The 21,320-nt window shown below is 73.3% G+C and carries 22 protein-coding genes; 8 read left to right on the top strand and 14 right to left on the bottom strand.

Translation table 11 applies throughout. The features are described 5' to 3' along the window. The 4 genes from AB7J25_RS17645 to AB7J25_RS17630 form a co-directional block, all read right to left on the bottom strand. The coding region (locus AB7J25_RS17645) for a hypothetical protein (protein WP_428510363.1) at nt 1-346 on the bottom strand (346 nt) is incomplete at its 3' end. A 118-nt stretch (nt 347-464) separates the two neighbouring features. Beyond that, on the bottom strand, nt 465-758 hold the full coding sequence (locus AB7J25_RS17640; RefSeq protein ID WP_428510361.1) for a hypothetical protein: 294 nt from the start codon (nt 756-758) through the stop codon (nt 465-467). Further along, nucleotides 755-1,123, bottom strand: coding sequence for a hypothetical protein (locus AB7J25_RS17635; protein ID WP_428510359.1), 369 nt, complete (start codon nt 1,121-1,123; stop codon nt 755-757). Before AB7J25_RS17635 ends, AB7J25_RS17640 begins: the two co-directional genes overlap by 4 nt. A 64-nt stretch (nt 1,124-1,187) precedes the next feature. Beyond that, nucleotides 1,188-2,171 (bottom strand): hypothetical protein, encoded by a 984-nt coding sequence (locus AB7J25_RS17630; RefSeq protein WP_428510357.1) that lies wholly within the window; start codon nt 2,169-2,171, stop codon nt 1,188-1,190. Between the two features lie 74 nt (nt 2,172-2,245). On the opposite strand from AB7J25_RS17630, the gene AB7J25_RS17625 reads away from it, so the two are divergent. Further along, nucleotides 2,246-2,512, top strand: a complete 267-nt coding sequence (locus tag AB7J25_RS17625) for a helix-turn-helix domain-containing protein (RefSeq protein ID WP_428510355.1) — start codon at nt 2,246-2,248, stop codon at nt 2,510-2,512. 170 nt (nt 2,513-2,682) lie between these two features. On the opposite strand, the gene AB7J25_RS17620 is transcribed toward AB7J25_RS17625, so the two are convergent. After that, nucleotides 2,683-3,585 carry a tyrosine-type recombinase/integrase gene (locus AB7J25_RS17620; protein WP_428510353.1) on the bottom strand — a complete coding sequence of 301 codons (903 nt, stop codon included), beginning with the start codon at nt 3,583-3,585 and terminating at the stop codon, nt 2,683-2,685. A gap of 243 nt (nt 3,586-3,828) precedes the next feature. On the opposite strand from AB7J25_RS17620, the gene AB7J25_RS17615 reads away from it, so the two are divergent. After that, on the top strand, nt 3,829-4,221 hold the full coding sequence (locus tag AB7J25_RS17615) for a DoxX family protein (RefSeq protein WP_428510351.1): 393 nt from the start codon (nt 3,829-3,831) through the stop codon (nt 4,219-4,221). Nucleotides 4,222-4,277: 56 nt separating this feature from the next. Here AB7J25_RS17615 and AB7J25_RS17610 read toward each other — a convergent pair whose 3' ends face one another. The 6 genes from AB7J25_RS17610 to AB7J25_RS17585 all read right to left on the bottom strand — a co-directional run bounded on the left by AB7J25_RS17610 (nt 4,278) and on the right by AB7J25_RS17585 (nt 12,581). Then, the gene (locus AB7J25_RS17610; RefSeq protein WP_428510349.1) at nt 4,278-5,426 is read right to left on the bottom strand and encodes a DNA polymerase III subunit delta'; all 1,149 of its coding nucleotides are present in this window, start codon (nt 5,424-5,426) and stop codon (nt 4,278-4,280) included. Beyond that, nucleotides 5,423-7,453, bottom strand: a complete 2,031-nt coding sequence (locus AB7J25_RS17605; RefSeq protein WP_428510347.1) for a bifunctional MFS transporter/dTMP kinase — start codon at nt 7,451-7,453, stop codon at nt 5,423-5,425. Before AB7J25_RS17605 ends, AB7J25_RS17610 begins: the two co-directional genes overlap by 4 nt. A 95-nt stretch (nt 7,454-7,548) precedes the next feature. Then, complete coding sequence (locus AB7J25_RS17600) at nt 7,549-7,908, bottom strand: hypothetical protein (protein WP_428510345.1); 360 nt, start codon at nt 7,906-7,908, stop codon at nt 7,549-7,551. Nucleotides 7,909-7,984: 76 nt separating this feature from the next. Then, entirely contained in the window at nt 7,985-10,324 is a 2,340-nt protein-coding gene (locus AB7J25_RS17595; RefSeq protein ID WP_428510343.1) for a transglycosylase domain-containing protein, read from the bottom strand. Between the two features lie 56 nt (nt 10,325-10,380). Beyond that, nucleotides 10,381-11,562, bottom strand: coding sequence for an ArsA family ATPase (locus AB7J25_RS17590; protein WP_428510341.1), 1,182 nt, complete (start codon nt 11,560-11,562; stop codon nt 10,381-10,383). Then, nucleotides 11,559-12,581: an ArsA-related P-loop ATPase gene (locus AB7J25_RS17585; RefSeq protein WP_428510340.1), complete on the bottom strand. Its 1,023-nt coding sequence runs from the start codon at nt 12,579-12,581 to the stop codon at nt 11,559-11,561. The genes AB7J25_RS17590 and AB7J25_RS17585 overlap by 4 nt, the downstream gene beginning before the upstream one ends. Nucleotides 12,582-12,706: 125 nt before the next feature. Here AB7J25_RS17585 and AB7J25_RS17580 point away from each other — a divergent pair, with 125 nt between their 5' ends. From AB7J25_RS17580 to AB7J25_RS17565, 4 genes are read left to right on the top strand one after another with little or no spacing between them, the layout of a single operon-like run. Then, complete coding sequence (locus AB7J25_RS17580) at nt 12,707-12,895, top strand: hypothetical protein (protein ID WP_428510338.1); 189 nt, start codon at nt 12,707-12,709, stop codon at nt 12,893-12,895. A 1-nt stretch (nt 12,896) separates the two neighbouring features. Next, nucleotides 12,897-13,352 (top strand): RidA family protein, encoded by a 456-nt coding sequence (locus AB7J25_RS17575; RefSeq protein WP_428510336.1) that lies wholly within the window; start codon nt 12,897-12,899, stop codon nt 13,350-13,352. Next, nucleotides 13,352-13,933 carry a hypothetical protein gene (locus AB7J25_RS17570; RefSeq protein WP_428510334.1) on the top strand — a complete coding sequence of 194 codons (582 nt, stop codon included), beginning with the start codon at nt 13,352-13,354 and terminating at the stop codon, nt 13,931-13,933. The genes AB7J25_RS17575 and AB7J25_RS17570 overlap by 1 nt, the downstream gene beginning before the upstream one ends. After that, nucleotides 13,930-16,689 carry a hypothetical protein gene (locus AB7J25_RS17565; protein ID WP_428510332.1) on the top strand — a complete coding sequence of 920 codons (2,760 nt, stop codon included), beginning with the start codon at nt 13,930-13,932 and terminating at the stop codon, nt 16,687-16,689. Before AB7J25_RS17570 ends, AB7J25_RS17565 begins: the two co-directional genes overlap by 4 nt. Before the next feature lie 21 nt (nt 16,690-16,710). On the opposite strand, the gene AB7J25_RS17560 is transcribed toward AB7J25_RS17565, so the two are convergent. Further along, complete coding sequence (locus tag AB7J25_RS17560) at nt 16,711-17,601, bottom strand: Gfo/Idh/MocA family protein (RefSeq protein WP_428510330.1); 891 nt, start codon at nt 17,599-17,601, stop codon at nt 16,711-16,713. Nucleotides 17,602-17,640: 39 nt separating this feature from the next. Here AB7J25_RS17560 and AB7J25_RS17555 point away from each other — a divergent pair, with 39 nt between their 5' ends. Next, nucleotides 17,641-18,429, top strand: coding sequence for an NUDIX hydrolase (locus AB7J25_RS17555; RefSeq protein ID WP_428510328.1), 789 nt, complete (start codon nt 17,641-17,643; stop codon nt 18,427-18,429). Continuing rightward, on the top strand, nt 18,426-19,220 hold the full coding sequence (locus AB7J25_RS17550) for an MBL fold metallo-hydrolase (RefSeq protein ID WP_428510326.1): 795 nt from the start codon (nt 18,426-18,428) through the stop codon (nt 19,218-19,220). Before AB7J25_RS17555 ends, AB7J25_RS17550 begins: the two co-directional genes overlap by 4 nt. 28 nt (nt 19,221-19,248) lie before the next feature. Here AB7J25_RS17550 and AB7J25_RS17545 read toward each other — a convergent pair whose 3' ends face one another. Both AB7J25_RS17545 and AB7J25_RS17540 read right to left on the bottom strand, forming a co-directional pair. Beyond that, on the bottom strand, nt 19,249-20,484 hold the full coding sequence (locus tag AB7J25_RS17545; protein ID WP_428510324.1) for an MFS transporter: 1,236 nt from the start codon (nt 20,482-20,484) through the stop codon (nt 19,249-19,251). Between the two features lie 69 nt (nt 20,485-20,553). Next, nucleotides 20,554-21,228 (bottom strand): Crp/Fnr family transcriptional regulator, encoded by a 675-nt coding sequence (locus AB7J25_RS17540; protein ID WP_428510322.1) that lies wholly within the window; start codon nt 21,226-21,228, stop codon nt 20,554-20,556. Nucleotides 21,229-21,320: the final 92 nt, after the last annotated feature.

Raw genomic sequence — 21,320 nt, 5'->3', positions numbered from 1 at the left:
ACGCAACCGGTCCTGGTAGAGGCGCACCGCACGGGCACGGGTCTCCTCGTCGAACTTGCGAGGTGCTCCCATCGCTCCAGTCTCCTTGCTCGATCAGGAGCCTCTCCACCACCCAGGACGATTCAGTGACGTTGATCGGTTCGATCAGGACTGACCAGACGCCGAACACGGCAGCAAGCCTCCCGGCGGCTGCCTCCAGGTCCCCGATGTGCATTCCGAGCCAAAGCCTCACAACGAGCGTGTGACCGCCCTCGATCCTGGCGACCCTCGGGGGGAGGGCGAAGCCTGCCGCTCGGCATGCGGCGTTAAACGCGTCGATCAGCTCAGAGTCAGTCTTCCGGAACACCGTTAGTCCTCTCAGGAAATGGAGAACCCCGCCCCCCAGGGGGTAGGGGGCGGGGTTCAGACCGGATTGCCCGGGGGTCAGGGGGCCAAGGCAATCCGGGGCCGGGAAGTCTCTAAGGTCAGAGACGGAGCCACAGGACCGTGTCCCCGCACGCGTCCACGTCGAAATGGGCATCGTGCGGTCCGTCTGCCTGCTTGTGGCGGCAGACGAACGGCGTTCCGTCGAGATCCGTGAAGAACGGGTAGACCTGGCCGCATTCCTCGCGGGTGATGAGACCTTCGACCAACGTGTTCAGCGCGAACGGGCAGCGCTCGGCCAGCGTGAGGGCATCCAGCACGGTCCGCAGACCGTAGGTCTGGACCGCCGAAGAGAACGCCAGGTGATCCGAAAGCGTCACCGTCATCACGGTCACGCTGCCTTGCTGGACGAAGCCGCCGAGGCCTCGATGCCCTCAGCCCGGAACGAGAGAGCCACCCGACCGCTCCTGCCGTCCACGTACGGCACCGCAACGAGGTTGCGGAACTTCACGATCTGACCGACCGTGGTGGCCGGAGGCTCCCAGGAGGCGATGCGGACACCGCAAATCTCGGCACGGTCCGAGTCCTCGGAGAGGTACAGGACGTCCACCACGTACAGCGGGACTCCGTCGTCGTTCTTGGCCTGCTCACCCGGAATCCTCTTCCGGGACCCGTCCGAAAGCTCAGCGTAGGCAGCGCGGGCCGCCGCCTTACCGGTGCCGATGAAAGTCACGTCGGGGCTGACGGGGATCGTCCTCATGGCAGTCTTCTCCTGTCTGCGGTATTCGGTGTGTTTGAGTGAATGCCTTATCGGCTAATACAGATCAGATCAGCGCAAGCTGTTCGGGGGCGTCAACGAGAGTCACTCGGTGGTTACTCGGCATGGACAACTCGACCGGACGACCCTGGGAGTCCCGGCCATCCACATGAACCGTCTCCGACCAGAGCTGAACCTTCCCCACGGTGACGTCACCGATCACAGGCGTGTTGAGGATCATCCCTCGGATGATTTCCCTACCCTCCACGGTCCGACGGCCGTGGAGGATCGCCCAGATGCCAGAGACCGACGGGTCGTCCGTCGGGTGCGGGGGAAGGTCGGGGCCGAGGTCGACAGCGCGAGCAAGGTGCTCCGCCCCGGGCCCGGACGTACGTCCGGGGCCCTCTGCGCTGTCTCGCGAGCCAGACTCCGAGGCACCTACGGTGCCGAGGCTCGGACGCGACAGCGTCCTCTCCGTCTGGCGAAGAGGCTCGTCAAGGATCTGGGTCATGGCAGGGGACGGCTTGACCGTCCAGAACGCAACCTGAGTCCAAGCGCAGTCGAAGCGCATGCCGTTGGCACGACCCTCAGGCGTGCCGTCGTCCCCGTACCCGTTGTACTTCCGAACCGCGTAACGACGCTCACCGTCCGGCATCAGGACAGCGGTGAACCCGTGAGGAACACCCCGCAGGACGCGGGACCACGTACGGGTCGAGCCGTTGCCCTCCCGCAGCGGCTCGTGATGGGTCACCTCGGACCGAGGACCGGTCTCCTGGGTGACCTCGGGAGTCTCCTCCTCCTGGCCAGTGGCCAGGTCGTACTCCGTCACCATGTGACGTGCCACCTTCACACCCTCAGGCGAGATGACAGCCCCACCCTGCTGGTCGGCAACCACGTAGAGACCCCGGGCGATCAGCGCCCGCATGGTGGACGGCTTCGGGGTGTCAACCCCGAGCAGGACTCGGATCATCACGATGGTGAGGCGGTGGAGCTTCGCGGTGTCGGTGGTGGCGAGAGCCGTAGCGCTGTAGGCGGTGGTCTCGATGCTCATCCCCTGGTCCCCTGTCTCTGAATCTATCCGATCCATCCGAACTACCCGAGGACGTTACACGTACCATCCGAACTATGCAAACCATCCCCACGCGAGTCCGCCGGACGGCCCGCGTGACCTGTGCGAACATGCCTGCCGTGCCAGAGGGGGAGACCGGTCCGCGCTTGATCAGCACGACTCAGGCGGCCAAGGCCCTTGGCATCAGTCAGTCCACCCTCAGCCGGTGGACCAAAGCGGGGTACGTGCGTCCTGCACAGCGGACGATCGGCGGGCACATGAGGTGGGACCTTGACGACCTCCGTCGTCAGGTCGCAGAGATCACTGACCCGGACCAGAACTAAGGCCCTCCGGGCCGGGACCTTCCTCCGGGGACCCGGCCCCCACCGATCGACGCCTACGGCTAGGCCACCGGCCCGCCAGGCACAAGACGGAAAAGCGTGTCTTGCACCCGACGAACCGGCAACCAAGGGGGAACCCGCCGACCGACGGGGACCTTCTAAGGTTCCCCGTCTCATACTCGATCACCAAGTGCCAGACGACGATGAGCTAGTGCGGCTCGCTGGTCAGCCGCCGATGCCCCGTATCGGCGGACCATGTCCCGGGATTTCCACCCGGCAATCCGCATGAGGTCAGCCTCTTGACCTCCGGCCAGCAACCAAGCGTGCGCCATCGTGTGGCGTAGTTGATGGGGGTAGACCCTGCCGAGGCCAGCCGCCGTGGCTCGCCGATCAAGAGCCTGCCTGATACCGCTCGGGGTGACCCGACCTTGCTTGCCCAACCACAGGGCACGGTGGTTGGACCGGGGATGCTTCGCCCTCAGGCGAAGGTAGCGGCGCAGAGCGTCGGACGTCTTAGACCCGAACGGGACGACCCTGGGGCGTCGTCCCTTCCCCAGGACGCGGATGGCGTCCGCTTTCAAGTCCACGTGATCGGTATCGAGTCCGGCCAACTCGGAGCACCGAACGCCCGTGTCGATCAGAAGACGGATCATCGCGGTATCACGGACCGCGTAGAAGGACCGACCTCGGGGCTGACGGACCAGACGGGCTAACGCTTCGTCATCCAACACAGGCACCGGCTGTTCAGGGACAGCCGGTGGTTTCATCCGGTGGAACGGGTTGTCCGTGATCTCTTCCTCTTCCTCCAGCCAACGGAAGAGCTGTTGCAGCCGCCGGTAGATCCCGGCGACGTGCGCGGGGGAGACCTTCGCCCCGGTACGGCTGTGCGGTGTGTCGGCGATCGAGACCAGGAACCGTTGCACGTCCCGGTGGGTTACCTCGTGGATCGGCTGGCCGTCCAAGAAGACTGCCAGCCGCTTGGCCGCTTGGACGTAGGACGTGACTGTCCTAGGTGCTCGGTTGGCTGCCCGAAGAGCAAGGCACCAATCATCGATCAGGTGTTCCAACGTCGCCATGCGTTGCCTGCATCCCGGGGCCGTCGCACCCTGTTCGGATGCGGTTTCCGCAGGTAGAGGCTCTGATCATCCGCTCTGACGCGATTACGAGTGCGTCGCTCTAACCGACTGAGCTAAGGCGGCGTCGTGCGCACCCAGTCTAGCCAAGGGCTCCGGCCGGCCCGCGCACCCGGGTCACCCCGCGAACGATGACTTTCCACGGGCCGGGCCGTCTACGCCGGTACCAACGCCGAGGAGGCCATCATGACCACGTCCACCGCCCCCACCCCGTCCCGCCTCGCCGCGCGCACCGTCCTGGTGCTGCGCGTGCTCGTGGGCCTGTTCTTGATCGTCGCCTCGGCGCTGCCGAAGCTGTTCGGCGAGACGTACGCCGTGCAGATCTTCGACCAGATCGGCGCGGGGGACTGGTTCCGCTACTTCATCGGGATCGTCGAGCTTGCGGGCGGGATCGGGCTGCTGATCCCGGCGCTGGCGGGGCCGGCGGCCGTCGGCATCATCCTGCTGATGGTCGGCGCCGGGATCACCCAGGTGTGGATCCTCGACCAGCCCGCGTACGTGATCACGCCGATCATCATCGGGCTGCTGGCCGCGGTGATCGCGCGCCACCAGTTCCGGTACCGCCGCCAGGCCGGGTGATCATCAGAATCGGGACATGAGGTGCACCGGTGCAACTCATGTCCCGATGTCGGCGATCATCGGGTGAGCGCCACCAGCATCGCCTCGACGGCGATCTCCGGCTTCACGTTCTGCTCCAGGGCCTCCCGGCAGGCCAGCACGGCCTCCAGCCGTTGCAGCACGGACTCGGGCGACCACTGCGACGCCGCCTGCCGGATGTCGGAGGCCCGGTCCGGGTTCGCCAGCGCCACCGCGGCGCCCGAGCCGGCCACCAGCACGTCCCGGAAGAACCCGGCGAGGTCGACCAGCGACCGGTCGATGGCGTCGCGCTGGTTGCGGGTGGAGCGCGACTTCTGCCGCTTCTCCAGCTCCCGCTCCGCCGCCTTGGCGCTGCGGGCGGCCGCGGCGACGCCCTTGCCGACGCCGCCCGCGCCCATCGCGACGGCCAGCTCCTCGCGCTCGGCGGCGTCCCGGGTCTCGCTCAGCGCGACGGCCTCCTCCCTCGCCGAGACGACGAGCTGGGACGCGAGCGCGAACGCGTCGCCGAGCCCGTGCAGCCGCAGCGGGATCCCGAGGGACTTCTCGCGGCGGGCGCGGGCGTCGGCGTCCAGGGCGAGCCGGCGGGCCCGCCCGACGTGCCCACCCGCCACCGAAGCCGCCCACGCCGCCGTCGAGGCGTCGATCCCGTCCCGCGCGACGAGGACGCCCGCGATCGCCGCAGGTGACGGCGTGCGCAGCGCCACGACCCGGCAGCGGGACCGGATCGTCACGGGCATGTCGTCGGGGTGGTCCGACGGCGAGCACAGCAGGAACACGGTCTCCGGCGCCGGCTCCTCCACGGCCTTGAGCAGCGCGTTCGCCGCACGCTCGCCGAGCCGGTCCGCGTCCTGCAGGACGAGGATCTGAAACCGGCCGGTGGACGGGCGGCGCGCGGCGAGCTGCACCAGCGCGCGCGTCTCCTTCACCGAGATCGACAGTCCCTCGGGGACGATCTCACGGACGTCGGCGTGCGTCCCCGCCATCACGGTGTGGCAGGCCGGGCACTCCCCGCAGCCGGACGACGGGCACTGCAGCGCCGCGGCGAACGCCCGCGCCGCCACCGACCGGCCCGAGCCCGCAGGCCCGGTGAACAGCCACGCGTGCGTCATCGACGCCGGGTCGGACGCGGCGGCGCGCAGCTCGGCGACCGCCTCCGGCTGGCCGACGACCTCGTCCCACACGGTCACGACGTGCTCGTCGGCGCCGTCTGCTGGGCGTGCTCCGGCGCCCCGAGCACCGCCGACACACCGTCGAACACCCGCGCCGCGACGTCGCCCGGCGTCCCGTCCGCGTCCACCACGACATAGCGGTGCGGCTCGGCCGCCGCCATCCGCGTGAGCAACCGCTGCACCCGGACGTGCTCGGCCCCGGCCACGCCCGGTGAGCTGTCGACGGCGTCGGGTGCGCGGTCCAGCAGCACGGAGACGTCCGGCCGCAGCCGCCCGGTGGCCCAGGCGGCGAGGTTCTCCAGCTCGCCGTCGTCGAGCGAGGCGTCGTGCATGCGGTCCGCCGCCACCCCGTACTGGACGAGCGGGCTCGCGACGAACCGGTCCACGACGACGATGGCGCCCGCGTCCAGCGCGGGTCGGATGACCCTCTCGACCAGGTCCGCACGGACGGCGGCTGCCGCGAGCGCCTTGGCCCGGGCCCCGGAGAGCTCGGCCTCGCGGGTCGCGGCCGTCCAGCGCTCGTGGTCGCGCCCGCTCGGGTCGGGCTCGACGACGACGTGCCCCGCCTCGCGCAGGCGCGCGGCGAGCCGGGCGGCCTGGACGGCCGTGTCGACCGTCGGCGCGCCCTCGACGGCGACGAGCACCCCCGATCCCCGGCGACGGTCGCCGCGACGCAGCGCCGCAAGGAGGTCCGGCAGCAGCGGCTCGACGCGGCGGTCGTCCATCTGGCGGTAGGCCAGCGATCCGACGAACGCGGCGACGAGCCCGCCCGCGAGCATCACGACCCGGGTGCCGTCGATGAGGAACGGGTAGCCGAACACCTCGACGGTGCGGGCGCTGACCAGCCCGACCAGCAGCGGGACGACCGCGAGCGAGCCGAGCAGGGTGAGCCGCACGATCGACTGCACGAAAGCGACGATCCGGCCGCGGACCTCGTCCGCCACCTGGGCGCCGATGATCGTGAGGCCGGTGAGGAACGCGATCCCGGCGAATCCGCCGACCAGCGCGACCGCGCCGAGCGCGAAGAACAGGTGCGGCGCGACCGCCACGAGCACCAGCGCGAGACCCGCCGCGACGATCGCGGCCCCGAACAGGCGGTTGTGCGGCAGCCGCCGCGCGAGCCGCGGTGCGGCGCCCATGCCGCAGGCCAGCCCGACGAACACCGCCACGAACAGGACGCCGTACGCCGCGTTGCCGCCGCCGAGGCTCGCGGCGTACAGGGTGGCCGAGCCGATGACGATGCCGCCTGCCGCGAAGGCGCCGACGATGCCCGTGACCAGCCCCCGTACCAGGGGCGTACCGACGACGAACCGCGCTCCGTCGCGCAGCAGCGTGACGATCCCGGGAGCGGCGGCGCGACGCTCCTGGGCGCGCCCGGAGATCTCGGGGATGCGGAACCACACGGTGGCCGCGGTGAGCAGGTACGCGCTGCCGTTGCAGATCAGCGCGATGTGGACGGTGAGCAGCTCCGGGTCCGGCACCGCGAGCAGCTTGCCCGCGCTCGACAGCAGCGTGAACAGGCCGGACGCCGTGATCACCGCGACGCCGTAGGTCATGACGAGCGCGAGCTGGTTGGCCGTCTCCACCTGATCCGGGCGGCGCAGCAGGTTCGGCACCGACGCGTCCTTGGCCGGGATCCAGAACAGCGCGCAGATCTCGATGAGGAACGTGGCCACGAACAGCCACCACAGCGAGCCCACCAGCGGGATCGACACGAACAGCCCGAACCGGCAGACGTCGCAGATCACCATGAGGTGGCGCCGGTCGAACTTGTCCGCGAGAGCCCCGGCGAGCGGCCCGAGCACCAGCGCGGGCAACAGCTTCGTGGCCACCACGCCACCCAGCGCGAAGCTCTGCGCCTGGTAGCCGGTGGTGAGCTGGGTGGCGAGCGCGGACAGAGCCAACAGGCTCAGCCAGTCGCCGGTGGCCGACACGGCCGTGACCAGCCACAACCGCCGGAACGGGGGGATGGCGAGCACGCTGCGGACACGGTGTGAGGTGGGCGCGGACAGCTGCGGTGCACCGGGCTCCGGAACCGCCGCCATGCCACCACCTCCCACGGCCGGGGTGCTCGGACGCCGGCCCGGCGATCGGGGACCGGGCCGAACGATGCCGCCAGGGTAACCGGACCGACCGACGATCATCCGGCCAGCAGCGCCACGACCATCTGTATCGCGATCAGCAGGAACACGAAGAGGAAGAACAGGTTGAACACGCGCTGGCCCACTCGGCTGTTCGAGCGGCGCGTGAGGCCGAGCAGGGACTCGTCGTCCTCGATGCGCGGACGGGCCGCCAGCGGGGCGATCGGCTCCTCGAGCTGCGCCTCGAGCTGCGCCTCAGCCTCCTCCGCTGCGCGCGCCTCGACCTCCCGGCGGGCACGCGATCCCGCGAGAGCCTCCTGCGCGGCGCGACGGGCGGCTGCGCGCTCGGCGGCGTTCGGCCACGGCGCACGGGCGACGCTGCCCGCGTCGCGACCTGCCGCCGTCCCCCCGAACGTCACAGGCGGTGATGCTAAGCCTGGTCAGGCAGGGTTAGCGACTCTCACGCCACCGTGTCGGCGAGCATCCTGCCGGCGGTCAGCCGCCGTCGTCGTCATCGTCGTCGTCATCGTCGTCATCGCCCGGTGCCGGCGGCGCCTCCGGGGGCTCACCGCTGCTGACCTGGAGGGTGACCCTGTCGCCGGGGAGCGCGGGCCCGAGCGGATCCTGCCCGACGACGGTGCCCTCGGACGCGGCGTTGTCCACGGTCTGGGTGGTGACGTCGGTCCAGCCCGCACGGGCGAGGATCGCGCGCGCCTCACGCAGGCCGCGGTCGCGCACGTCCGGGACCTGCTTGTCGCTGCCCCCCGCGATGTAGCGCGGATCGGCCGGGGGCAGCTGCGTGACCGGTTTGCCCTCGAGGATCGGGGTCATCGCCCCGAACCACGTCTCGGCGGGGGTCTTGCCCCCGAAGATGTTGCCGCGGCCGCAGGCGAACGGGGCCCCGCCGCTGTCGCACAGCGGGCGGGGCGAGCTGGAGTTGTCGAACGTGATCACCGCGCCGGCCATCTCCGGGACGACCCCGAAGAACGCCGCGGACTTGTGGTTCTGCGTCGTGCCGGTCTTGCCCGCCATCGGGCGCTTCCAGCCGACCTGGCCCGCCGCCCGAGCCGCCGTTCCACCCGGGAGGTCGTCCTTGCTCAGGCCGTGCAGCAGCGTGTTCGCCAGTCCCGGCGCCACGACCTGCTCGCACGGTGTCTCGGTGAGCGGCACCACCTGGCCGTCGGCGTCGGTGATGGACTCGATCGGGCTGGGCGGGCACCACGTCCCGCCGCTGGCCAGGGTGGCCCCGACGTTCGCGAGCTCCAGCACGCTCGTCGGGTTCACCCCGAGGGTGAACGACGCCTGCTGCTGGGCCTTGATGACCTCGGCGTAGTTGCGTCCCCCGGTGCGCGGCACCTGCTGGGTGAGCAGCTGGCGCATGCCCAGGCGCACCGCCATGTCGACGACGTCGTTGACGCCGGTGCGCTCGATCAGCTTCACGAACGCCGTGTTCGGCGACTGCGCCAGCGCGTCGGTGATCGACAGGTACTGGGCGTAGTCGCCCGCGTTGCGGACCGGGATCGGCTTGCCCGCCGCGTCCCGGTAGACCGGCGAGGCGTAGCCGCTGGGCGGCACCGGGATCATCGTGTCGATGCCCAGGCCCTTCTCCAGCACGGTGGCCGCCGTGAAGATCTTGAAGACCGATCCGGAACCCAGGTTGACCGGCTCGTACGGCAGCCCGTAGCTCGTCTCCTGCTCGGCCGCGTCCAGGCCGAACGTCCGGCTGGAGGCCATGCCGAGGACGCGGTGACGGTCCGTACCCGGCTCCACGACCGACATGACGTTCGCGACGTGCGGCTGCGTGGGCGGCACCTCGGCGTCCAGCGAGGCCTTCATCTTGGCGAGGACGTCGGCGTCGAGCGTGGTGCGGATGGTGTAGCCACCACGGTTGATCTTCTCGGTGGAGATGCCGCGCTCGTTGAGGTACTCGACGACGTACTTGCAGAAGAACCCGGCGTCGCGCGCGCCGATGCAGCCGTTGGGCTGGAAGTTGAGCGGGTTGACCACACCCAGCGGGGCGCGCATCGCCTCCGCCGCCTGCGCCTCGGTGATCATCTGCTGGTCGCGCATCTGGCTGATGACGAGGTTGCGGCGCTCGCGGGCAGGCCCCTCCTTGGCCACCGGGTCGAACGCCGAGGTACTGCGCACCATCCCGGCCAGGAGTGCCGCCTGCGGCACCGTCAGTTTGTCCGGGGTGGTGTTGAAGTACGTGCTCGCCGCCGCCTTGATCCCGTAGGCGTTGTTGCCCCAGAACACGACGTTGAGGTAGCGGGTGAGGATCTCGTCCTTCGAGAGGGACCGCTCCATCTGCAGGGCGATCCGCGCTTCCTTGAGCTTGCGCGCCGGCGTCTGCTCGGTGGCCTTCAGGCGCTCGGCGTCGGTCTGCGCGGCCACGTAGAGCAGGTAGTTCTTCACGTACTGCTGGCTGATCGTCGACGCGCCCTGCACGACGTCACCCGATGCCGAGTTCGCGATCAGCGCGCGCATCGTGCCCGCCCAGTCCACGCCCTGGTGCTGGTAGAAACGGCGGTCCTCGACCGCGACCATCGCCGCCTTCATCGCCGGGCTGATCTGGTCGCCCGGGGTCCACGTGCGGTTCTGGTCGAACAGCGAGGCGATCAGCCGGCCCTGGTTGTCCGTGATGATGCTGGCCTGCGGCAGCGGCCCGGTGACGATGTCCGACGAGACGCTGGTCACGCTGTCGCCCGCGTCGCCCGCGACGAGCCCGACACCCGCGGCCACCGGAAAGGTCATCCCGGCGAGCAGCACGCCGGCCACCACGCACAACCCGAGCAGCCGCGCGTACGGCGTACGCGCGGCATCGGGGATCCTCACGTCGCTGGAGGGTACGCGGCGCGGTGTGGTCCGGACGTGCGGTCGCGAGGTGCGTCTCAGCGGATGTTGCGCACCGCAGCCTCGTCCGCCGGCTCCTCCACGACCACCGCGCGGGTGGCGGCCATGCGCTCGCCGATCTCGCGCAGCCCGTCGAGATCGGTGACGTCCCCGGCCACCGCGGGCACCCGCGCCACGGCCACCTCCGGGTGGGCCTTGGTGAAGCGGGCGAGCAGGCGATCCTCCCGCTCGGCGAGATCGACGCGGTCCGCGTGCAGCCGCAGCACCGCCGCGGCCAGCGGCGCACCGCGCAGCTCCTCTGCCGTGTCGCGGGACCTCGACGCGGACAGGACGGCCAGCACCGGATGCGTGCGGTTGAGGACCAGGCCCGCGAGCGGCATCTCCTCGCCGGCGAGCCGGTCCACGAAGTACGCCGCCTCGCGCAGCGCGTCCGGCTGCGGTGCCGCCACCACCACGAACGCCGTGCCGGGCGAGCGCAGCAGCGCGTACGTGGTCGTGGCCCGCTCCCGGAAGCCGCCGAACATCGTGTCGAACGCCTGTACGAACGCCGACGCGTCCGCGAGCATCTGCCCGCCCAGGATCGTCGAGACGGCCTTCGCGAACAGCGCGAACCCGGCCCCCACCAGCCGCCGCAGGCCCCGCCCGCCCGCGCGGGCCGGCGCGGACAGCAACCGGATCATGCGCCCGTCCAGGAAGTTCGACATGCGCTGCGGCGCGTCGAGGAAGTCCAGTGCCGACCGCGAGGGCGGGGTGTCCACCACGATCAGATCCCAGCGGCCGGTACCGGCGAGCTGCCCGAGCTTCTCCATCGCCATGTACTCCTGCGTGCCGGAGAACGACGACGAGATCGTCTGGTAGAAGGGGTTCGCGAGGATCTTCTCGGCCCGCTCGGGCTCCGCGTGCGCGCTCACCATGTCGTCGAACGTGCGACGCATGTCGAGCATCATCGCGTAGAGCTCGGTCTCCGCGCCGGTGTCCGCGCCGACCTCCACGCGGCGGGGCTCGTTGTCCAGCTCGGTGAGCCCCAGCGCCTGCGCCAGGCGCCGCGCCGGGTCGATCGTCAGCACCACCGTGCGGCGCCCCCGCTCGGCCGCCCGGATCGCGAGCGCAGCCGACGTCGTCGTCTTCCCGACCCCGCCGGAGCCGCAGCACACGATCACCCGGGTGCCCGGGTCGTCCAGCAGGGCGTCGACGTCCAGCAGCGGGACCTCGCGCCTCATGACCGCTCCCCCGTCCTCCGGTGAACCTGCACACCCTGATCGACCAGGGCCTCCGCCAGCTCGTACAGCCCGCCGAGATCGACGCCGTCGATCAGGCGCGGCAGTTCGACGCGCGGCAGCGCGCTCGCCTCCAGCCGCAAGAGCGCGGCCGCCTCGTTGTGCACCCGGACCGCGTGCTCCACCGTCTCCGCGACCAGGCCCTCCAGCACATCCGGGGCCAGGTCCAACCCCGCGCCCGCGAGCCCCGCGCGGATCCGCTCGGCGTCCACCCGGCCGCCCGCCGCAGCGGCGACCGACCGGTCCGGCAGCCACTGCGGCCGTACCCCGTTGACGATCACCGCGCCCGGGTGCAGGTCGGCCTCGCGCAGCTGTGCCACGGTCTCCAGCGTCTCGGTGACGGGCAGGTCCTCCAGGATCGTGACCAGGTGCGTCGCCGTCTCCTGCGAGTGCACGAGCCGGACCACGCCCTCGCTCTGCTTGTGGATCGGGCCCGCCTTCGCGAGCTCCGCCATCGCCTTCGTGACGTCCAGGAAGTTCACGACCCGGCCCGTCGGCGGCGCGTCCACCACCACGGCGTCGTACACCTTGCGCCCGTCCGGGCCCGTACGCGTGACGCACTCCTTCACCTTGCCGGTGAGCAGCACGTCGCGCAGGCCCGGCGCCAGGGTCGTCGCGAACTCGATCGCGCCCATCCTGCGCAGCGTCCGGCCCGCGATGCCCAGCCGGTAGAACATCTCCAGGTACTCCAGCAGCGCCGCCTCCGGGTCCACGGCGAGCGCGCGGACCTCGCCGCCGCCCGGGGCCACCGCGATGCGCCGCTCCTCGTAGGGCAGCGGCGGGGTGTCGAACAGCTGCGCGATGCCCTGCCTGCCCTCCAGCTCCACCAGCAAGGTGCGCCTGCCGTTCGTGGCGAGGGCGAGGGCGAGGGCCGCCGCGACGGTGGTCTTGCCGGTGCCGCCTTTGCCGGACACGACGTGCAGCCGTACGCCGGGCAGCGGATCGGGCCATCCGGAGATCACGTCAGCAGCCTACGTCGCAGCACCGGTGACCGAGGCGCCCGAGGACACCCTCCGTGCCGCGCATCACCCCCGGTGGGTGGGGGGCGCCCGGGGGTGTGGACAGCGCGTCGTTACAGTTCGGTCGCATGAGCTCTCCCGACGACGGCTCCCGCGAGGCCCGGTGGGAGTACCTCACCGCGCCGCTCTTGATCCACAACACCAAGGCGATCCTCGACAACTTCGGCCGGGACGGCTGGGAGCTCGTCACGGTCACCTCCGGGATGAGTGCCGAACAGCTCGTCGGCTGGTTCAAGCGCCCCGTCCGGGAGGGCTGAGATGGCGCCCTCGCAGCGGCTGGCGGAACTGGGCATCACACTGCCGACGGTCGCCGCGCCGGCGGGGGCGTACGTCCCCGCGCGCCGCAGCGGATCGCTGGTGTTCACCGCGGGCCAGCTCCCGCTCGTCGGCGGGACGCTGGCCGCCGCCGGCAAGGTCGGCGCGGCCGTGGACCCCGACCGGGCGAAGCAGCTGGCCCGGCAGTGCGCGCTCAACGCCCTCGCCGCGGTCCACGACCTCGTCGGGATCGACAGCGTGGTGGGCGTGGTCAAGGTGGTCGGGTTCGTCGCCTCCGCGCCCGGGTTCACCGGCCAGCCGGGCGTGGTCAACGGCGCGTCGGAGCTGTTCGGGGAGGTCTTCGGCGAGGCAGGGCGACACGCCCGCTCCGCCGTCGGTGTCGCGGAGCTCCCCCTCGACGCCCCCGTCGAGGTCGAGATCGTCGTCGAGGTGACCTGATGGACGCGAGCGATCGGGCGCTGCACGCGGGCCACGACCTGCTGGTCGAACTCGCCGGGCGGCTCCCCGACGCCCTTCTGTGGCGGCTGCGGGACTGGCTCGCCGCACCCGGCGGCACGGACACCGTCGGCGTGCTCCTGCCCCGCGAGCTCCTGCGCCACCACCTGGGGCTGACGGACCGCGAGCGCGATCTCCTCGCCGATCTGGCGGGCGGCTGGGGCCCCGCCCGGCGCCTCCTCGACGCCGTCCTGCCCGGTCACGAACCCGCCGAGTCCGCCGTCGGCTTCGCCACGGAGCCCGTGCCCTTCGACGCCGCCGTCCTCTCCGCGCTCGCCGTGGTCCGCGGCCATCCCGGCACCGTCGCGCTCGCCGTCACGCGCCGCGGCGGGCAGCGCGTCCTGCTCGTCCGGGGCGGCGACCGGCCCTGGACGCTCACCGCCACCCTCCAGCGCCTCCTGCGCGCCCACGGGGACCGCACCCCGTGCGTCGAGGTCCTCACCGGGGAGGGCAGCGGCTACCACCGGGCCGCCACCGCAGCAGCCACCCCCGTCTGGTCCCGCGAACCGGCGGTGGCCGCATGAGCGTCCACCACCTCCTGCTCGGCCTTGCCGGGCACGTCGACGACGACCTCCTCGACTGGAGCCGCGAGCTCGTCGCCACCGGCGACGCCGACCGCGCGGTCGAGCTCGTCACCGCCGCGCTGACCGCCGACCGCGTCGCGCTCCCCGCGGACGTCCGCGCCGAGCTCGTCGACACCGCCCGCACCACCCGCAGCGTCCTCGACCCGGAGAGCGCGCTGCCGCCGAGCGGCGAGGACGGCACCGCGCACCGCTTCGCATCCCCGCGCGCCGGCAGCGGTACCGCCCGGATCGCCGCCACCGTCCGCACGCTGCTGGACGGCCGCGGGCGCGCCCATCTCGCCGCCCGCCACACGCCGGCGGGCGGTGCGCCCGGGCCGCTTCCCCGAGCCGTCGTGCTCGTCGAGGTGGCCGAGGTCGTCGACGTGGACGGCGTCGCGGGCGGTGCCCCGCTCGCCCATCGGCTCGGGACGGCGCTCGTGGAAGCGGGCGTCCCCGCGTCCGTCGAGGTGCTGACGGCCGGCTCCGCGCCGTCGGCCTACCACGCGGCGGCCCTCCGGGCGGCGTGGCCGCTCGGCGACGCCGTGGCCGTGGAGGAGGCCGCCCGGGAGATCGAGAGGTCCGCGCCCGGGAACGCTCCGGGCGCCGCCGACCCGGTGCGGCCCGGTCCGGCCGAGCCGAGCCCGAACGGGCCCGACGGCGGTGCCGCGGACGCGCCGGAGGCCCCGCCCACCGCCGACGCGTCCGCAGGCGCCGCGGATCCGGCAGACGGCGGCGACCGGCGGCTCCCGCTCCGCGGCGAGGCCGCGGTCCTGCCGCGACGGGCTCCGGGCACCGGTCACGTACCGGCGATCGGCACCCCCCGGGCCGCCGCCCCCGGCGCGACCGACCTGTTCACCCCGGCGAGCCCGGACGAGCCGCCGCGCGCCGGGCGCATCCCGCTCGCCGGGCTCACGCGCCTGCGCATCTCGGGCCCGGCGGGGGACGACGGCCGCAACGGCCTCGGCGAGGATGCTCCCGCGGGCGGCGAGTCCCGGTTGACCGACGGCAGCGCGGTCGAGGGCCAGACCCTCGGCGGGGGACCCGACAGCGCGCTCCCGGAGGGCGGTGACGGCGCGCCGGACGACCCCCGGGCCGACGACGTGACCACCGACGCCCCGGACGGCGACGCCGCCTCACCGCCGCCGCGGCTCGATCCGTTGAGGGATCCGCTGCCGCGTCGGGGTTCCGGCATCGAGGGGGCCCACCGGCTCGTCGAGCACGAGGACGACGAGCGCTCCTGGTGGACGCCGGCGGACGAGGGTGCGCCGGGGCATGCGGGCAGCCTGTTCTCCACCGACGACGGCCCGGCGGACGGTCCGGCGCAGACCCGGTCGAGGCGCGCGCTGATCATGCCACCGCTGACCATGGTCGACGGCACCCCCCGCGCCGCGGGACCGGCACCCGATGATGCGGGTCCGCTCGGCCACCTCTTCGCGAGCGGCGCCGCGTCCCGGCGTCCCACCGAGGGTCCCGGGGCGGGCGCCGAGCACGGCCGCTCCCTGGCTCACCCGCTGAACGACCCGCTGAACGACCCGCTCCCGCCGCACGTCGCGGCGCACGACGCCGATCGCGGTGCGGACCCGCTGGCCGCGGTCGGCGCGGACCCGTTCGATGCCTCTCCGATGGGCGCGGATCCGCCGGCCGTCGAGGACCCTGCCGGCCCGCGGGCGGACCTGGCGCCGTTCCCGCCGCGCCTCGGCGGCCCGCGACGGGTCGGCGGTCGCCGCAGGCTGCGCGAGCCCGCCCCCGAGCGGGACGGTGCGGGGACGCCGCCCGAGGTCGGCGCCACGCCGGACGTCGAGGGCGGGCCGCCCAGCCGGCACAGCCTCGGACCGCTCCTCGGCGACGCGCCGCGACCCGCGGCACTGATGCCGCACCCGCCGGGTCTCCCCCTGGGGGACGGCGCCCCGCCGTCCGTGAGCTTCGGCGCCCCTGCTCCGCAGCCGCTGAGCGACGCCGGCGAGATCCACCCCGGTACCCCCGGTCCGGCATCCGCCCTCCCGCAGCCGCACCCGGGTGGCTCCCGGGCCGGGGCGACGAACGGGGGCAGCCCCACCTCCGACCTGCCGAAACCCCACCCGACGGGCCACCTCGACACCGGTCGGCCCCGGCCGCTGCCCGGCCCGGCCATGCCCGTGTCACCCCAGGATCGCCCGCCCCGCCCCGCATCGGCGGGCGGACCGCGTCTCGCATCGGTGAACGGCGCGCCCCGGACCACAGCACAGAACGGGTCCCACGCGCCGACCCCCGAGGCCGACGCGGGAACCGGCCCGCGCCCGCAACCCGCCGACGGACGTCCCGTCGCCGATCAGCGCCAGGCCACTGGACCCGACGGCCCGCTGGTCTCGCGCCCGTCGCCCGAGCCGCGGGGTGGGAGGCCGCCGCGACCGTCTCCGCATCCGGCCCCCCAGCCCGGGTCGACCCCAGCCCCGGCCGGCACACCCGGCGACGACCGGGTGCGCCCGGCGCCCCGCCCGAGCCAGCGCAGGGCGTCCACCGGCCCGCAGTCCCCGCAGGACGCCTCCGTCCTCGACCCGCGACTGGGGCTCAGCCTGGAGGCCCTGGAGCGGATGAGCCCGACGGACCGGGCGTTGCTCGCGCAGCTCCAGTCCGAGCTCGGCCTGCGCCCACCGGGCCGCGGCCGGACGTCACCCCTGCCGTCCCAGCCGTTGCCGCCGCGGCAGGTACCCACGGACCCACCCGACATCGCCGGCTGACCCGCGGGCGGATCGCCGCGATCAGCGCACCGCGGCCTGCACCTGCTCGATCACTTCCTGCAGGTGCAGCGCCCGCGCCACGTCCAGGACGGGTGCGGGGCCGTCCCCGGCGACGGCGGCGGCGAACGAGTCGAGCAGCCGCCCGTAGCAGGCGACGGGATCGGCGGCGCGGGCGGAGAGGCGGTGGTCGCCGATCCCGCCGAACACCCCGAACTCGATCTCCGACGGGACGATGGGAATCCGCATGGAGATCGTGACGCTGCTGTGGGCACCGCCCGCGTGGTCCAGGGCGAAGCGCCAGAGGTCGGGCTCGTCGCGGTGGGCCCACGCGACGCGGGTGACGCGGCCGAGGGCGGCGTCGAGCAGGTCGATGACGTGCGGCCCGACGTCGAGGAGCGCGCCGTGCTCCTGGCGCCAGGCCGACCCCGCGTAGCGACCGCCGAGCAGGGAGCCCGAGAGCCAGCGCCCGAGACCGACGGTGTCCGGGCCCGCGTCCCCATCGGGGAGGCCGGCGAGCCACTCCTCGATGTCCGGGTCGAGGCGCTGGGTCAGCATGACGGCCGTGACGACGCCCGCGGCCTCGGCGGCGTCGACGACCGCGCGGGCCGCGGCCGCGGTGTCGGCGAGGGGTTTCTCGCAGAGCAGGTGGCGTCCGGCGGCCGCCGCCTGGACGGCGAGCGCGCCCTGGACGGCGGGCGGCACGGCGAAGGCGACGGCCTCCACGTCCGCGATCAGGTCGTCGACCTGCTCGTACCCGGCCCCGCCGAACCGCTTCGCGATCGCGGCCGCCGCCTCGGGACGGCGCGCCCACACCCCGGCGAGCTCGGTCCGGGCATGGGCGGCGAGGGCGGGCGCGTGCACCGCTTCGGCCCACGGCCCGGCCCCGACGAGTCCCACGCGCAGCGCTGTCACACCGCCCATCCTGCCCCGGCGGCGGGTTATGGTCCGGCGGTGCCCCCTGTCGTCGCCCGTCCCGCCGCGACCGTGCTGCTGTTGCGGGATTGCCCCCACCCGCCCGACGGCCGGGCGCCGTTGCAGGTGTTCCTGCAGCGCCGGGTCGCCGGGATGGCGTTCGCGGGCGGGATGACGGTGTTCCCCGGTGGCGGCGTGGACGCGACCGACCGCGAGGACGTGCCGTGGACGGGGCCGGAGGCCGCATGGTGGGGTGAGCGGCTGGCGTGCGCGCCGGAGGAGGCCCGGGCGCTGGTGCAGGCTGCCGTGCGGGAGACCTTCGAGGAGTGCGGGGTGCTGCTCACCGGCGACTCCCCGGACGGGGCGTGGCTCGCGGGCGCCCGGGAGGACCTGGTGGCGCGGCGCCGCTCGCTCGGCGACCTGCTGCGCGCGTCCAGCCTGCAGCTGCGTTCGGACCTGCTCCACCCGTGGGCACGCTGGATCACTCCCGAGGGGTTGCCGCGCCGCTACGACACGGCCTTCCTCGTGGCCCGGGTACCCGACGGGCAGGTCGCCGACGACCGCACGACCGAGGCCGTCGAGGCGTCCTGGTGGCATCCGGCGGACGCGCTGGCGGGGGCCGTGGCGGGGGAGCTGGAGCTGATGACCCCCACGCAGCACACGCTGCAGGAGCTCGCGGACCACGCGGACGCCGGGTCGGTGATCGCAGCGGCGGCAGAGCGGAGGATCGAGCCGGTGACGCCGCGGGCCCGGCGGGTCGGGGGGCAGGTCGTGATCGTGGTCCCGGACGGGCCGGGCGGGGCGCTCCCTACTCGGCAACCGCGATGACTGCGGGCCACCCCGCCTACGGGGAGCTGCGCGCTGTCACACCGCTGGCGTCGGTGCTGCTGGCGGAGAACCCGTCGCCGATGACGCTGGACGGCACCAACACATGGGTGCTCCGGGCTCCCGACTGGCCGGAGTGCGTGGTGATCGACCCGGGCGACCTGGACGAGCCGCACCTGCGCCGCGTCGCCGCGCAGGGACCCGTCGCGGTCGTGCTGCTCACCCACCGCCACCACGACCACGCGGGCGGGGCCCGCCGGTTCGCCGAGCTGACGGGTGCCCCGGTGCGGGCGCTGGACCCGTCGCTGGTGCTCGGCTCCGAGGCCCTGGGTGAGGGTGAGGTGGTCGCGGCCGGGGGATGCGAGCTGCGGGTGGTGGCCACACCGGGACACACGTCGGACTCGCTGTCGTTCGTACTGGACGGCCCCGGCTCCGGCGGCCCGGCGGTGCTCACCGGCGACACGATTCTGGGCCGTGGGACCACGGTGATCGCGCATCCGGACGGCTCGCTCGGTCCGTACCTCGACTCGTTGCGGCGGCTCGCCGGACTCGCGGACGGGACGCCGGTACTGCCGGGGCACGGCCCCGAACTGCCGGACGCACCCGCGGTCGCGCGGGACTACCTCGCCCACCGCGAGGAGCGGCTCGACCAGGTGCGCTCGGCGCTGGAGGCGCTCGGGGAAGGCGCGACGGCCCGCCAGGTCGTCGAGGTGGTCTACGCGGACGTGGACCGGGTGCTGTGGCCGGCGGCGGAGCTGTCGGTGCGGGCACAGCTCGACCACCTGCGCACCTGAGGACCCGTCGAGAACGACACTGCGCTGATCATCCGGGCCCCTGGACCTGCACAACGTCGTTCTCGACGGCTCCGGCCAGGGTGCGCCGCCGCAGCCACAGCAGCCCGGCAACCGCGATCCCCGCGGCCCCGCCGACGACGAACGCCGATGTCGGACCCGCGGCCTCGACCGCGATGCCCGCTCCGGACTGGCCCGCGGCGAGCCCCACTCCGGCCGCGGTGATCACCCAGCCGAACGCTTCCGTCGCCGTCCCGGGCGGTGCGGCAGCCTCGACGGCCAGCGAGTGGGCCGTCACCTGCGCGGTGATCGTGGTGCCCGCCGCGAGCAGCGCGACGACGAACAGCGCGAGTGACCCGGTCGTCAGGACCATGAGGGCGACGAGCACCCCGCAGGCGCCCATCAGCGCGGGCAGCCGCAGGTGCAGCGGGACGGGCCAGGGCCGCAACCCGTACACCACGCCCGCCACCACGGACGTGCAGGCCCAGCCGGCGAGCAGCAGGCCGCCGAGCGCGGCCGAGCCCCCGGCGGTGGTCACCGCGGGCACCCCCACCTCGACGGCGCCGACCGTGAGCCCGAAGCCGAGCGCGGCGAGCGCGACCGTCCGCATCCCGGGCCGGCCGAGCGCGCCGAGCAGACCGAGCGAGCCTCCGCCACCGCCGCGGCCCCGGCGCACCGGCCGGGACAGCGCAAACCCGACCGTCCCGGCGACCATGGCCGCACACGCCGTGACCAGACCCAGTCCCGGCCAGCCGACGGCGAACAGCAGCGCGGCCAGCGCCGGGCCGAGGACGAAGAACACCTCCAGGCTGACGGCCTCGTAGGTGAGTGCCGCTTCGCGCCGCGGCCCGATCGGGACGAGCGCCGTCCAGAGCGCCCGCGACGCCCCGGGCAGCGCCGGTTGCAGCGCTCCGAGGAGCAGGGCGAGGCCCATGAGCAGCGGGACGGGCCGGTCGCCCTCGATGGCGAGGACGAGCGCCACCGCGGCGGCCCCGAACAGGACGGCGGCGATGAGCAGCGGCCGGGTGGGGCCGAGCCGGTCGATGATGCGTCCCTGGACGACCGATCCGGTGGCCATCCCGATCAGCCCGCCCGCGTTGACCAGCCCCGCAGCGGCGAACGAGCCCGTCGCGTCCGCGACGTAGAGCAGCAGGGCCAGGCCGATCATCGCCGTCGGCAGGCGGCCCAACGCCGAGGTGAGGACGGGCGCGAGGGCACCCGGTGCGGTCAGGGCGGCCCGGTAGTCGGAGAGTGCAGCTGTGGGCACGACAGCCACCGTCGCACACGACGACGGCGGCGATCACGCCGATTGCCGTGCGTCACACGGCGGGCGGCGTCAGCGGGCGCGGCGCGCGAGCCGCTCGGGCTCCAGGATCAGGACGCTCTTGCCCTCGAGGCGCAGCCAGCCGCGCTGGGCGAAGTCCGCCAGCGCCTTGTTGACCGTCTCGCGGGAGGCGCCGACGAGCTGCGCGATCTCCTCCTGCGTGAGGTCGTGCGTGACCCGCAGCAGACCGGACTCCTGCGAGCCGAACTGGCGGGCCAGCTGCAACAGGGACTTCGCGACGCGCCCGGGGACGTCGGTGAAGATCAGATCGGCGAGCATGTTGTTGGTGCGGCGCAGCCTCCTGGCCAGGACGCGCAGTAACTGCTCGGCGATCTCGGGGCGCTTGCCGATCCATTCGCGCAGCGCGGTGCGATCCATCGTGAACGCGCGCACCTCGGTGACGGTGGTGGCCGAGGAGGTGCGGGGACCCGGATCGAAGATCGACAGCTCGCCGAACATGTCCGACGGGCCCGCAACCATGAGGAGGTTCTCCCGGCCGTCCGGGGACTTCCGGCCGATCTTCACCTTGCCGGCGGCGACGATGTAGAGCCGGTCCCCGGGTTCGCCCTCGGCGAAGATGACGTGCCCGCGGGGGAACTCGACCTTCTCCAGCGACTCCGACAGCGCCTCCGCGGCGTGCGGTTCGACGCCCTGGAAGATGCCCGCGCGGATCAGGGTCTCGTCCACAGGGAGTTCCTCCTCCGAAAAGCGTCCGTTACCGGTGCGTCAGTCTAGGGGCGAAGGGCTGCGAAGGTGACCACCGGCCCACCGGCAATCCG

Source organism: Pseudonocardia sp., assembly GCF_050246655.1.
Lineage (GTDB): Bacteria > Actinomycetota > Actinomycetes > Mycobacteriales > Pseudonocardiaceae > Pseudonocardia.
This window is presented reverse-complemented; position numbering and strand designations above follow the sequence as displayed.